General features: G+C 70.1%; 9 protein-coding genes. 5 read left to right on the top strand and 4 right to left on the bottom strand.

Features of this window, described 5'->3' with window-relative positions:
* Positions 1–122: 122 nt before the first annotated feature.
* Positions 123–2513, top strand: coding sequence for an excinuclease ABC subunit UvrA (locus tag KVT44_RS25240; protein ID WP_180292718.1), 2391 nt, complete (start codon positions 123–125; stop codon positions 2511–2513).
* 21 nt (positions 2514–2534) lie between these two features.
* On the opposite strand, the gene KVT44_RS25235 is transcribed toward KVT44_RS25240, so the two are convergent.
* Positions 2535–3209, bottom strand: coding sequence for a nucleotidyltransferase family protein (locus KVT44_RS25235; RefSeq protein WP_217568767.1), 675 nt, complete (start codon positions 3207–3209; stop codon positions 2535–2537).
* Between the two features lie 153 nt (positions 3210–3362).
* On the opposite strand from KVT44_RS25235, the gene KVT44_RS25230 reads away from it, so the two are divergent.
* The 4 genes from KVT44_RS25230 to KVT44_RS25215 all read left to right on the top strand — a co-directional run bounded on the left by KVT44_RS25230 (position 3363) and on the right by KVT44_RS25215 (position 7385).
* Positions 3363–3992 carry a DUF6629 family protein gene (locus KVT44_RS25230; protein WP_217568765.1) on the top strand — a complete coding sequence of 210 codons (630 nt, stop codon included), beginning with the start codon at positions 3363–3365 and terminating at the stop codon, positions 3990–3992.
* A gap of 196 nt (positions 3993–4188) precedes the next feature.
* Positions 4189–5337 carry an ABC transporter substrate-binding protein gene (locus KVT44_RS25225; RefSeq protein WP_217568763.1) on the top strand — a complete coding sequence of 383 codons (1149 nt, stop codon included), beginning with the start codon at positions 4189–4191 and terminating at the stop codon, positions 5335–5337.
* A 138-nt stretch (positions 5338–5475) separates the two neighbouring features.
* Positions 5476–6741 (top strand): sensor histidine kinase, encoded by a 1266-nt coding sequence (locus KVT44_RS25220; RefSeq protein ID WP_217568761.1) that lies wholly within the window; start codon positions 5476–5478, stop codon positions 6739–6741.
* Complete coding sequence (locus KVT44_RS25215) at positions 6738–7385, top strand: response regulator transcription factor (RefSeq protein WP_099918804.1); 648 nt, start codon at positions 6738–6740, stop codon at positions 7383–7385. The genes KVT44_RS25220 and KVT44_RS25215 overlap by 4 nt, the downstream gene beginning before the upstream one ends.
* An 89-nt stretch (positions 7386–7474) precedes the next feature.
* On the opposite strand, the gene KVT44_RS25210 is transcribed toward KVT44_RS25215, so the two are convergent.
* The 3 genes from KVT44_RS25210 to KVT44_RS25200 all read right to left on the bottom strand — a co-directional run bounded on the left by KVT44_RS25210 (position 7475) and on the right by KVT44_RS25200 (position 13161).
* The gene (locus KVT44_RS25210; RefSeq protein ID WP_217568759.1) at positions 7475–9541 is read right to left on the bottom strand and encodes an RICIN domain-containing protein; all 2067 of its coding nucleotides are present in this window, start codon (positions 9539–9541) and stop codon (positions 7475–7477) included.
* A gap of 110 nt (positions 9542–9651) precedes the next feature.
* Positions 9652–11712, bottom strand: a complete 2061-nt coding sequence (locus KVT44_RS25205) for a beta-galactosidase (protein WP_217568757.1) — start codon at positions 11710–11712, stop codon at positions 9652–9654.
* 108 nt (positions 11713–11820) lie between these two features.
* Positions 11821–13161 carry an ABC transporter substrate-binding protein gene (locus KVT44_RS25200; protein ID WP_099918801.1) on the bottom strand — a complete coding sequence of 447 codons (1341 nt, stop codon included), beginning with the start codon at positions 13159–13161 and terminating at the stop codon, positions 11821–11823.
* Between the last annotated feature and the right edge of the window lie 91 nt (positions 13162–13252).

The following is a 13252-nucleotide window of genomic DNA, read 5'->3' as shown; positions in this document are numbered from 1 at the left end:
ACCGCTGCCGCGAACGCTCCGACGCGGGAAAAGGCAGACGTTACCCTCGGGGCTGGTCGGATCCAGCCAGGCGACGCCGACGGAGTCCGCGAACGCGGCCCCACTCGACAGATGGAGACACGATGAGCATGGCCCCGAGGACGGACACGCAGTCGCCTGCGCCGCACGTTGCCGACAGCCACGATCTGATCCGCGTGCACGGTGCGCGCGAGAACAATCTCAAGGACGTCAGCATCGAGATCCCGAAGCGCCGGCTGACGGTGTTCACCGGCGTGTCCGGCTCGGGCAAGAGCTCGCTGGTGTTCGACACGATCGCGGCGGAGTCGCAGCGACTGATCAACGAGACGTACAGCGCCTTCGTGCAGGGCTTCATGCCGACGCTGGCGCGGCCCGAGGTCGACGTCCTCGACGGGCTGACCACCGTGATCACCGTCGACCAGCAGCGGCTGGGCGCCGACCCCCGCTCCACGGTCGGCACCGCCACCGACGCCAACGCGATGCTGCGCATCCTCTTCAGCCGGCTCGGCAAGCCGCACATCGGTTCGCCCAAGGCGTTCTCCTTCAACGTCGCCTCGATCAGCGGAGCCGGCGCGGTCACCATGGAGCGCGGCGGACAGACCGTGAAGGAGCGCCGCAGCTTCAGCATCACCGGCGGCATGTGCCCGCGCTGCGAGGGCCGTGGCTCGGTCTCCGACCTCGACCTCACCCAGCTCTACGACGACTCCAAGTCGCTCTCCGAGGGCGCGATCACCGTCCCCGGCTACACGGGGGGCGGCTGGAACTCACGGCTCTACAGCGAGTCGGGCTTCTTCGACCCGGACAAGCCGATCCGCAAGTTCACCAAGAAGGAACTGCACGACTTCCTGCACCGCGAGCCGACCCGGATGAAGATCGCGGGCATCAACATGACCTACGAGGGGCTGATCCCGCGGATCCAGAGGTCGATGCTCGCCAAGGAGCGGGAGGGCATGCAGCCGCACATCCGGGAGTTCGTGGACCGGGCGGTCACCTTCACCACCTGCCCCGAGTGCGACGGCACCCGGCTCAACGAAGGGGCCCGGTCGTCGAAGATCAAGCGGATCAGCATCGCCGACGCCTGCGCGATGCAGATCAGCGACCTGGCCGAGTGGGTCCGCGGTCTCGACGAGCCGTCGGTGGCGCCGCTGCTCACCGCGCTGCAGCAGACCCTCGACTCGTTCGTGGAGATCGGGCTCGGCTACCTCTCGCTCGACCGGCCGGCGGGCACGCTGTCCGGCGGCGAGGCGCAGCGCGTCAAGATGATCCGCCACCTCGGCTCCTCGCTCACCGACGTCACCTACGTCTTCGACGAGCCCACCATCGGCCTGCACCCGCATGACATCCAGCGGATGAACGACCTGCTGCTGCGGCTGCGGGACAAGGGCAACACAGTGCTCGTCGTGGAGCACAAGCCGGAGACGATCGCGATCGCCGACCATGTCGTCGACCTCGGCCCCGGTGCCGGTACGGCGGGCGGCACCGTCTGCTTCGAAGGCACCGTCGAGGGGCTGCGGACCGGTGGCACCATCACCGGCCGCCATTTCGACGACCGGGCCGCCGTCAAGGAGACGGTGCGCAAGCCCACCGGCACGCTGGAGATCCGCGGCGCGAGGACGCACAACCTGCAGGGCGTCGACGTCGACATCCCGCTCGGGGTGCTTGCCGTCGTCACCGGCGTCGCCGGTTCCGGGAAAAGCTCGCTCGTGCACGGCTCGATCCCGGCCGGCGAGGGCGTGGTGTCGGTCGACCAGGCCGCGATCCGCGGCTCCAGGCGCAGCAACCCGGCGACGTACACCGGACTGCTCGACCCGATCCGCAAGGCGTTCGCCAAGGTCAACGGCGTGAAGCCGGCCCTGTTCAGCGCCAACTCCGAGGGCGCCTGCCCCACCTGCAACGGCGCCGGCGTCATCTACACCGACCTGGCGATGATGGCCGGCGTCGCGACCACCTGCGAGGAGTGCGAGGGGAAGCGGTTCCAGGCATCGGTGCTCGACTACCACCTCGGCGGCCGCGACATCAGCGAGGTGCTCGCGATGTCGGTGACCGAGGCCGAGGAGTTCTTCGGCGCCGGCGAGGCGGCGACGCCGGCCGCGCACAGGATCCTGACCCGGCTCGCCGACGTCGGCCTCGGCTACCTGACCCTCGGCCAGCCCCTCACCACCCTCTCCGGCGGCGAGCGCCAGCGCCTCAAGCTGGCCACGCACATGGCGGAGAAGGGCGGCATCTACGTCCTCGACGAGCCCACCGCCGGCCTCCACCTCGCCGACGTCGAGCAGCTGCTCGGCCTGCTCGACCGGCTCGTCGACGCCGGCAAGTCGGTCATCGTCGTCGAGCACCACCAGGCGGTCATGGCGCACGCCGACTGGATCATCGACCTCGGCCCCGGCGCCGGCCACGACGGCGGCCGCCTCGTCTTCGAGGGCACCCCCGCCGACCTCGTCGCAGCCCGCTCCACTCTCACCGGCGAGCACCTCGCGACCTACGTCGGCCCCTGACACAGGCCCTCGCGACCCGATTCAAGTCAACGCCGAGCGCACCACGTGGTTTGTGGTCCTGGTCCCCGACTCATCGGGTTGAGGGCCCTGGGCCACTGCCACGGTCGGCCACTCCAACACGGTCAGTTCCGGCCACTGTTGTTGCCAACGGGCTGCTTTGGTCTCGTAGACCTCCCGAGGGGCGAGTACCGGATTGGGGCGTACGACGAGGTTGAACACGTCAGCGAGTCCGTGCGGTGCGTAGACACGCCACCGACCGTCGGCCTCCAACCGCACCCCCAGACAGCAGGTGGTCGCCGCGAAGCAGTCGACGGCTGCCTCAGTGGAGGTGTGGGGAGGGCACGGAATCCCGAACTTCCGCTCGTACCAGAGGTGAACCCGCGCCTCGTTGCGAACCTCGACCTCGGCAGGCAGACCGGCGAAGACCTTTCGGGCCGCCTTGATCACCTCGTCCTCCGCCTCCCAGGACAGGTCACCGTCGTCGAAGTAGAAGAGGTCGTAGTCCTTGATCCCCTTGGTCGGCGGCCGGTCGGTCACCACGTTCCACACCGTCTGGAACAGACACCCCGCGGTCAGGTACCAGCCGGGCAAGTCCAGTGCCGCCGCCCGGCGCAGCACCTCCAGCAGCACCTCATTGCGTGACAGAACGGACTTCAGGGCGGTGAGCTGCTCATCCAGCGGAAGACGACCGATCATCGCCCATGCCTACCACGCCACACGCCGTCGCGGTGCCGCCGGTCGCGCTCGACCCCGCACCGGTGGGTGGCCTGCATGAGTCCGCGTGGCGGCGGCACTACCGTGGTCGGCGTAAGGGTGTAATCACATGAGGGCCGACCCCCGGGTGGCGCGATGTGTTGGAGTGCGACGGCCGACCTGGCCGCCGGTGTCGGGATCGGTGCGGTCGGGGTGGCCTGTGTGGCGCGGGCGCGGCGGGTCCGTGATCTGCCGCTGGCCGCGCTGCCGTTGATCCTCGGGGCGCATCAGATCGTGGAGTCCGTGGTCTGGGACTCCGGCGGGGGTACGGGCCCGGCGACCGTCGTCTGGGCCGTCATCGCGCTGCCTCTGCTCGCGCTGTGGGTCCCGGCCGGTGTGATGTGCGCGGCGCCCCCGCACGCCCGGCGCGGGCTGACGGTCCCCCTGGCGATCGGCCTCGTGACGGCAGTCGCACTCGCGTACGCCCTCGTGACCCGTCCCGTGCGAGCGGAGGTCCGCGGCCACACCCTCGGCTACTTCGTGCATCTGGACCATCCCGAACTGCTCGTCGCCGGCTATCTCCTGGCCACCGTCGGCTCCCTCCTGCTCTCCGGTGACCGTGGGCTTCTGCTGCTCGGGATGCTGATGGGCACGGGCGCGCTGATCTGCTGGGTGCTGTGGGAGTTGGAGTTCGTGTCGACCTGGTGCGCGTTCGCGGCGGTCGGTTCGGTGGCGCTGTTCGGCTGGGTGCGTCGGCGCCCGGTCGCTCCGGACGCGGGGCGCTGACAGGCATGTCGTGCGCGGCCCGCACGGCCGTCGACGTCGTTCAACCGATCGGTTGAACGCGGGTTCCACCGCCCGCGCGTCCTCCGCTGCGTACGGATGACGCGCGGCCGCACGCCGCGGCGCCAGAATCGCCACTGACCATGGCGCCGCGTTCAACCCGCCGAGGTCCTCACCCCCATCAGAGAGGCCCCACAGAGTGTCCAGTTTCCTCAGCAGACGACGTGTACTTGCCACCGGAGCCGGTGCCGCCGCCCTCGGCCTCGGAGCGTTCGGCGCCGCGGCCGGCCCCGCCGCTGCCTCGTCCACCGGGTCCCGGCGGGCCGGCGGGACCGAGGAGACCAGGACGCTCGACGAGCTGTACCGGGCCGCCCTGGCGGACGGCGGCAAGCTCGTCATCTACGCCGGCGGAGACACCCCGACACAACAGGACGGCACCAAGGCCGCCTTCCTCAAACGCTTCCCGGACATCGACCTGAAGCTCATCGTGGACTACAGCAAGTACCACGACGTCCGCGTCGACAACCAGTTCGCCACCGACACCCTGGTCCCCGACGTCGTACAACTGCAGACGCTCCAGGACTTCACCCGCTGGAAGGAGCAGGGCCGCCTGCTGCCGTACAAGCCGGCCGGATTCTCCCAGGTGTACGACGGTTTCAAGGACCCGCACGGCGCCTGGGTCGCCATCGGCGCGATCGGCTTCAGCTTCCTGTACGACGTCGCCGCGGCCGGCGCGGACGCCCCGAAGACCCCGCTCGACCTGATCGACCCGAAGTGGAAGGGGAAGATCGCCTCGTCGTACCCGCACGACGACGACGCGGTCCTCTACCTCTACAGCCTGTACGCGCAGAAGTACGGCTGGGACTGGGTGGCCGCGCTCGCCCGGCAGGACGTGCGGTTCGCCCGGGGCAGCAACTCCCCAGGAGACGCGGTCTTCGGCAAGCAGAAGACGATCGGCATCGGCACGGCGGGCACGCTGACCTCCCCGGCCACCTCTCCCGCGAAGTGGGTCGTCGCCGACGGACACCCCTTCATGGCCTGGGGCCAGCGCGCCGCCATCCTCAAGCAGGCCAGGAACGCGACGGCCGCCAAGCTGTACCTCAACTGGCAGCTGTCCACCACCCAGCAGCAGGCGTCCTTCAACGGCTGGTCGGTGCGGACCGACGTCACGCCCGCGGCCGGTCTGAAGCCGATCTGGGAGTACCCCGACGCCCACATCCACGGCTTCCCCCGCTTCATGGCCGACCGCGCGGCCGTCGAGCGCTGGAAGCAGACCTTCGCCCTCTACTTCGGCGAGGTGAAGGGCGACCCCACGCCAGGCTGGCCCGGCCTGCACCCGGGGGCGTAACCGCTGGTGGGGTCGCTGGTCTCCGTACGCCGGTCCGAACGGAGACCGGCGGTCCCGCTCTTCACATGGGCCCTACAGGCGACGGATAGACTCGGATGCCCTGTCCGACTGGATCAGTCCGCCCCAAGGGGATCTGCCGTGCCCGACCGCGCCCCACTGACCGACCGCGGCAACCGGCCCACCCTGGAACACGTTTCGCACCTCGCCCTCTTCCTCGTCGTCGGCGCCGGACTCGTGCGCCTCGCCCAGCTCGAGATCCCCCTGTGCTGGTACATCGTGACCGTCAGCGGGCTGCTGGCCGTGACGTACGCGAGCGGGCTCGCCTACTGGGACCGGCTCGGCCCGCTCGGCCGGCGCCTCTGGATCCCCCTGCTGCTCCTGCTGTGGACCACCCTCGTCTTCCTCGCGCCGTCACCGCTGACGACGGCCTACGTCTGGTGTGCCGTCCCGCTGGCCTGCGTGGCCCTGCGCGCGCTCGGCCGCCGCTCCGCGATGGTCACGGTCGCCGTGATCACCTTCGTGCTCGTCGTCGCACTCGTCCAGTCCACGGGCCGGTTCGACCCGGAGGTCGTCCTCGTTCCGGTGGCGGCCGTCTGGGGAACCGTCGCCCTCTACCGCGGCCAGCAGCGGGACGCCGCGATCCGCCAGCGCCTCGTCGAGGAACTGCGGGACACCCGCGACACGCTCGCGCGGCAGCAACGCCAGGCGGGCGTACTGGCGGAACGCACCCGCATCGCCCGCGATCTGCACGACACCCTGGCCCAGGAACTCGCCGGCAGCCTGATGCTGCTCCAGGCGGCCGAGCGCGACTGGGACGCGCGGCCGGAGGTGACACGCACCCGTGTCCGTGCCGTGGCCGACGGCCTGGGCAGCAACCTCGCCGAGACCCGCCGGATGATCCGGGACCTGACCCCGTCCACCGTCGCCGAGGCCGGCCTCGAAGGCGCGCTACGGCTGCTGTGCGACCGTTCGCGTCAGGAAGGTGCCGCGGCCCGGGTACGGTTCCGCTCGCTCGGAACGCATCAGCCCGCCCTCCACGACCAGGCCGCCACCACCCTGTTCCGCATCGCCCAGAACGCCCTGGCGAACGTACGCGAACACGCCCACGCGGTGAACGTACTGGTCACCTTCCACCGGCACGCCGATCGCGTCGAACTCGAAGTGAGCGACGACGGAGTCGGGTTCGACCCGGCCGCCACGTTCGCGAGCGAGCACTCGCCGGGCGCCGTCCGGACGGACCGCGGATTCGGCCTCCCGGCCGCTCGCGCGCGCCTGCGTGAGTGCGGGGGCGACCTCGACGTCAGCAGCGCACCCGGCCGGGGCACCAGGATCCGCGCCTCGGTGTCCGTACGGCCCCGACCGCGGCCGGTCGAGCCGTCGTTCACATCGGCGACCGCCCGATGACCGCCGCACCGCTGCGCGTGCTGATCGCCGACGACCACACCGTCGTACGTGCCGGACTGCGGGCCCTGCTGGCAGGTGAACCCGACCTCGACGTGATCGCCGAGGCGGGCAGCGGCGAGGAAGCGGTCCGTCTGGGGGCCCGGTTGACCCCGGACGTCGTGCTGATGGATCTGCGGTTCGCCGGACCGGGTCAGGGGATCGACGGCGTCGAGGCGGCCCGTCGGCTCGGCGCCCGGGCGCCCGGTGTGGCGGTGGTGATGCTGACCAGCTACGCCGGACGGGCCGATGTCGTCCGCGCGTTGGAAGCGGGTGCGCGCGGCTACGTACTCAAGGCGGGGCCGCCGGAGGAACTGTTCCAGGCGGTCCGCACCGCGGCCGCGGGCTCCATGGGACTCGCCGCGGAGATCGTCGGCGAACTCGTCGGCCAAGTGGTCAACCCGGAGCAGGACTTGAGCCATCGCGAGATCGAGGTCGTCCGGCTGCTGGCCGAGGGGCGCAGCAACCGGGCCATCGCCGAGGCGTTGTACCTCAGCGAGGCCACGGTCAAGACCCACCTCGTGCGCGTGTATCGCAAACTCAGGGTCGACAACCGGGCGGCGGCCGTGTCGGAGGCCGTGCGCAGGGGACTGCTCGAACTCACCTGACACGCAAGGCGTTCGACGCGGCCGAGGCGTCCTCTCCGCACCCGCGCCGACGGTCACGGGCGGGCGCGGAGAGGGATGGCGCCGTAGGGCTAGGAGCCGGTCCCGGCGGTCACGTCGGACACCGTCCACCGTTGGTTGGAGCCGGAGTTCGGCGTCCAGATCGTGACGGCGGATCCGTCGGCGGTGGCCTGGCCGCCCACCTCCAGGAGCCTTCCGGTGGCGGCGTTGACGAGGGTCCAGGTGCCGTCACCGGTCGTTGACATGATCCACTGCGTGGCCGTGTCACGAGGGCCGGTGTCCGCCTCCAGGCCCGGGGCGCCGTCGCGCACGGCCAGCCGCTTGCCCTGCACCGGGTTGGTGAACACGTAGCGCTGCCGGTTGCCGGTCTGGCCGCTGATCTGTCGCAGCTGCCACCGCTGGCCGGTGACCGTGGCCGCGTCCGTGCTCGCCGTCTTGATGACGAGCTTGCCGCCGTCGTCCGCGACGGTGAGTGCCTTGCCGCTCTGGACGCCGGTCAGGGAGTAGGTGTGGCCCTTCTTCAGCAGAGCGGCGTCCTTGGCCACGCCCGACACGCCCTTGACGACGAAGGAGGTCACGGACTGGGCGGGCACGGTGAACGTGGCCTGGCGGTCGGTGACCGCGACGGGGGTCTGGCGTGCCAGTTTGCCGTCGGCGCTGGTCACCACGGGAGTCACCGTCGCGCCCCGCGCGATGTGGCCGAACCTGGACAGGTCGATGGTGACCGTACGCGCGCTGGTGGTGCTGTTGACGTGGACGACCGTCGCCCCGTTGCCGCTCTTGGAGACCGCGGCGGCGCTGGACGTGTCGTCGGTCTTGATCAGCCGGTCGCCCGGCTTGATGTAGTGGGTGAAGTTGCGGGCGGTGTCGAACTTCGTGTTCGTGTGGATGGGGCAGGTCGCGAGGGTGTCGGCGGAGGTGCAGCTGAACGGGAGCTGGATGCTGCCCCAGTTGCCGCCCTTGGCGGACTCACCGCCGGGCTTCATGTTGTCGTAGTCCTCGACCGGCTGCCAGAACACCCAGGCTCTGGGCTCGAGTTCGCGCAGGTCGTCGACCATCTGCTGGGCCAGACCCAGGCCCGGCCGCATGTCCGTGAAGCTCTGGCCGTCGCCCCAGTCGCCCTCGACCTCGCTCATCCACAGCGGCTTGTCCGCCGCCTTGGCCAGGTCGCGCACACTGGTACGGCCGCCGGTGCCGTAGGTGTGGACGTTCAGCTGGCCGACCAGGTCCCGCACGTCCTGGGGGTAGGAATTCCAGTTCTGCGTGAAGATGCCGGGGTTGGTCTCGTCCATCGCGGAGATCTTCGTGCCGGTCTGCGCCTTCTCGAGGGCGGGGGCCAGTGCGCGGATCACCTGCTGCTGGAGCTCGGGGCCGATGTGCGCCCCCTCCTGCCGGCCGCCGACCGGCTGCCCGTCCGCGCCCAGGCGCGTGCCCCAGTAGTTCGTGTTCGGCTCGTTGAACGGGTCGAGGGTGTCGACCTTGATGCCGTGCGCCTGCTCCAGCCGCTTGGTCGCGCCCGCCAGATAGGCGGCGAAGTCGTCGACGGAGTCGGCCTTGAGCTGGTCGGCGGAGGAGTTGAAGCCGCCGGAGACATAGCCGCTGTTGGTCATGAACCAGGGCGGCGAGTTGCTGAACGTCTCCCAGTGGGTGATGTCCTTCTTGATCCGGTCCACCCACCAGCGCTGTGTGGCGTCGGCGTTCGGGTTCCAGTCGGCCGCGTCGTCGGCGCTCCACCAGTCGGTGTCCGTACGGGTGGTGCCGTCCGGGGCCTTCCACCAGCCCTCGACCGCTCCGCCGGCCCTCAGGTAGTTCTTGACGTCGGGGGCGTTGCCGCCGCCGATGTTGTAGCGGGCGATGTTCAGATTGAGGCCGTCGTCGCCGAACAGGAGCTTGGCGAGCTTCTCGCGGATCGGTGCCGGGTAGTCGCCGGTGGCGTTGGCGAACCAGACAAGGCTGGTGCCCCAGCCCTCGAAGCTCTGCTCCTTGTACGAGGGATCCGGCCGGACGGTCACGGACGCGGCGGCCGCCGGCGCGGTCTCCGCGCTCGTCGGCGGGGCAGTGACCAGGGCTGCCCCGGTGGCCAGTGCGGTGCCTGCGATGGTTCCCAGAAGCCGTCTTGTGCGGGTACGGCGTGCCAACGTGTGCTCCCAACTCGTAGGTGGTCGCTGCGATGGACCGGCGTGCCCCCGGGTGGGGACACGCCGGCTCAACCCTCGAACGGGGGGCCGTGCTCGCTGTTCGAGGGCCGTCAGAGGGCGGGCTGCCGCAGTACGGCGACATCCCGGGGGGAGAGGACGACGGTGCCGTCGTCGTCCGTCCTGCCGACCAGCAGGTCTCCGGAGACTCCGGTCAGCGGCACGGTCTCGTCGGTCCGGTTGACCAGGAACAGATAGCGGCTGTCCGCGCTCCGGCGCACGGTCAGCTCGACGCTTCCCCGCGCGCCGTCCGGCAGTTCACTGTGCACACCGGCCGGGGCGAGCAGCTTCGGCAGTAGCGCGGTGAGACCGTCCGTGCCGAGCCGGGTGGAGACGTACGCGGCCGAGCCCTGGCCCGTCGGACGCCGGGTGACGGCGGGGCGGTCGGCGTACGTGCCGCCGCGGTAGTGCGCCAGCACCTCCACCGCCGGGTCGGTGACGCTGATCCGGTCGGTCCACAGGGTGCCCGTGGCGGCGCCGTCCACGCCGTCCAGCTCGACGTCGGCCGTCTCGCCGTCGAGCAGCGGGCCGAACTCCTCGATGCGGATGCCGAGCAGCTCGCGCAGGGCGCCCGGGTAGCCGCCGAGCCAGATGTGGTCGTTCTCGTCGACGACACCGGAGAAGTACGTGGTGATCAGGTGGCCGCCGTTCTCGGCGTACCGGGTGAGCTCCTTGCCGAGCGGGGCCGGCATGACGTGCAGCACCGGCGTGATCAGGACCTGGTAGCGGTCGAGTTCGGTCTGGGTGGTGACGACGTCGGCCCGGATGCCGAGGGCGAGGAGCGCGGAGTACCAGTCCAGCGCCTCCTGCCGGTAGCTGAGCTGGGCGGTGGGGTGGGAGTCCTGCTCGCTCGCCCACCACGAGTCCCAGTCGAAGACGATGCCGACCCGGGCCGGCTCACGCTCGGCCCCGGCGACCGGAGCGAGGGTCTTGAGGGTCTGCCCGAGGTCGGCCACCGCGCGGAACAGCTCGCTGTCGGCTCCGGCGTGCGGGACCATCGCCGAGTGGTACTTCTCGGCGCCTGCCGCCGACTGGCGCCACTGGAAGAAGCACACCGCGTCGGCGCCGTGGGCGACGTGCACCAGCGAGTCACGGGCGAGGTCGCCCGGCCGCTTGGCCACGTTGATCGGCTGCCAGTTGACGGCGCTGGTGGAGTGCTCCATGAGGAACCACGGGCGGCCGCCGGCGATGCCGCTGACGAGGTTGGCGGAGAAGGACAGCTCGTCGCGGTCCTGCGGGCCGGGCACCACGTAGTGGTCGTTGGAGACGAAGTCGATCTCGGCGGCCCAGTCCGCGTAGTTCATTCCCTTGGTGTTGCCCATCACCATGAAGTTGGTGGTGACCGGAACACCGGGCGTGAGCTCGCGCAGGACGTCCCGCTCCGCGCGCAGATAGTCCTTCAGCACGTCGGAGGAGAAACGCTTGAAGTCCAGCTGCTGGGTGGGGTTCGGGTGGGAGGCGGCCAGCCGGGGCGGCAGGATCTGCTCCCAGTCGCTGTAGCGCTGGGACCAGAACGCCGTGCCCCAGGCGTGGTTGAGGGTGTCGAGCGTCGTGTAGCGGGCGCGCAGCCAGTCGCGGAAGGCGCGGGCGGCGTCGTCGGAGTAGTCGTAGACGTTGTGGCAGCCCAGCTCGTTGGAGACGTGCCAGGCGACCAGCGCGGGATGGTTCGCGTACCGCTCGGCCATCTTGCGCACCAGGCGCAGCGCGTGCTCGCGGAAGACGGGGGAGGTGGGACGCCAGTGCTGGCGCGCCCCGGGCCACAGTGTCTCGCCGGAGGCGGTGACCGGAAGGATCTCCGGGTGCACCGTGCTGAGCCAGGGCGGCGGGGAGGCGGTGGCGGTGGCCAGGTCGACCCCGATGCCCCCCGCGTGCAGCAGGTCCATGACCTCGTCGAGCCAGCCGAAGTCCCACTCGTTCTCGGCGGGCTGGATGCGGGCCCAGGAGAAGATCGCCAAGGAGACGATGTTGACGCCCGCCTCCCGCATGAGCCGGATGTCCTCCTCCCACACCTCGCGTGGCCACTGCTCCGGGTTGTAGTCGGCGCCGTAGGCGAGGCGGGGGGTGGGATCACCGTCCGGCCCGTGCCGCAACTGGGACAGGAGGGTGGAGATCATGGTGGTCCTTCCGGTTACTGCACGGGGTGGCGCGAGGTGCGTGGTTGTTACCGGGCGGCCGCCGCTGAGCGCCTGCTGCTCAGCGGCGGCTCCCGAGGGGAATGCCCATTACTTCGAGACGGTGAAGCCCTGCTCGTTGCCGTACTTGATGGAGGCGTCCTGCCAGCTCTTCAGGCCGTCGGCCAGCTTGGTGCCGGAGATGTAGGCCTTGCCGACGGTGTCGTTGAAGATCGAGTTGGCGTACTGCTGGAAGGGCAGGTACGACCAGTCGCTGGCGACGTTGGCCGCGGACTCGGCGAAGATCTTGTTGGCTTCCTGGCCGCCGAAGTAGTCGAACTTGGTGTTCTGGAACTCGGTGGACTGGAGCTCCGCCTTGGTCGCGGGGAAGGCGCCCTGCTTGATGCGGGTCTGCACGCCGTCGCCGGAGTTGGCGTACTCGACGAACGCGTAGGCGAGTTCCTTGTTCTTGCCCAGCGTGGGCAGGGCGAGGGAGCTGCCGCCGTTCTCCGCACTCGCCTTGTCGCCCTTGGTCCACTGCGGCATCGGGGCCGCTCGCCAGTCACCGGAGGCGTTCGGCACGCCGGAGACGAAGTTGGCGGGCATCCAGGCGCCGGTGGTCAGGGTGGCGATGGTGCCGTCGCCCAGGCCCTTGTACCAGTCGTCGGTCCAGCCGTTGATGGGCGCGACGAGCTTCTCGTCGATGAGCTTCTGCCAGGTGTCGGTGTACTTCTTGGCGCCCGCGTCGGCGAAGTTGACCGTCACCTTGGTGCCGTCGACCTTGTAGGGGCGCGAACCGGCCTGCCACAGCATGCTGGTGGTGAAGCCCGCGTCGCCGGCGTCGTTGGCGATGTAGACCTTGGGGTCGGCCTTGTGCAGCTTGCGGGCCGCGTCGACGTACTCGTCCCAGGTGGTCGGCACGGCGATCTTGTACTTGTCGAAGACCTTCTTGTTGTAGAACATCGCCATGGGGCCGGAGTCCATCGGCAGGCCGTAGACCTTGTCACCCTCGCTCACGGCGTTCCACGGACCCGGGGTGTACTTGGCGGCGAGCTTGTCGGCGCCGTAGGGGGCCAGGTCGCTGAGGCCCTTGGTGAGGGAGTACTGACTCAGCGCGAAGTACTCGACCTGCGCGACGTCGGGGACGCCCTTTCCGGCCGCGATGGCGTTCGACAGGGCGGTGTAGTGCTTGTCACCGGACCGGTCGCCGACGAGGTTGATCTTGACCTTGGGGTACTTCTTCTGGAAGTCGGCGGCGACCGTCTTCAGCGTGGGCTCCCAGGCCCAGACCGTGACCGAGCCGCCCTTCTTGAGGGCCGCCTGGATGTCCGTGGCGGAGACCGCCTTCTGGCCCGAGCTGTTGTCGTCGGAGCCGCCGCAGGCGGTCGCCCCGAGGGCGAGGACGGAGAGGACAGCGAAGCCGCGCAGCAGGCGGCCGGTGGTTCTGCGCATGGAGGTGCTTCCACTTCTTCGTGGGTGGGACTTCTTCATGGGTGGGACAGGGTGAGGGTGAAAAAGGTGAGGCTGCGGGGGGGTGGGGGCC

The sequence above is a fragment of the Streptomyces sp. GbtcB7 genome (genome assembly GCF_019091445.1).
Lineage (GTDB): Bacteria > Actinomycetota > Actinomycetes > Streptomycetales > Streptomycetaceae > Streptomyces > Streptomyces mirabilis.
Note: the sequence above shows the minus strand (reverse complement) of the source record. Positions and strands in the feature narration are given on the sequence as shown.

Excerpts from the sequence above, each read along its gene's own strand:
- KVT44_RS25235 (WP_217568767.1), bottom strand. The coding sequence starts at position 3,209 with ATGATCGGTCGTCTTCCGCTGGATGAGCAGCTCACCGCCCTGAAGTCC.
- KVT44_RS25215 (WP_099918804.1), top strand. The coding sequence starts at position 6,738 with ATGACCGCCGCACCGCTGCGCGTGCTGATCGCCGACGACCACACCGTC.
- KVT44_RS25230 (WP_217568765.1), top strand. The coding sequence starts at position 3,363 with ATGTGTTGGAGTGCGACGGCCGACCTGGCCGCCGGTGTCGGGATCGGT.
- KVT44_RS25240 (WP_180292718.1), top strand. The coding sequence starts at position 123 with ATGAGCATGGCCCCGAGGACGGACACGCAGTCGCCTGCGCCGCACGTT.
- KVT44_RS25200 (WP_099918801.1), bottom strand. The coding sequence starts at position 13,161 with ATGCGCAGAACCACCGGCCGCCTGCTGCGCGGCTTCGCTGTCCTCTCC.
- KVT44_RS25205 (WP_217568757.1), bottom strand. The coding sequence starts at position 11,712 with ATGATCTCCACCCTCCTGTCCCAGTTGCGGCACGGGCCGGACGGTGAT.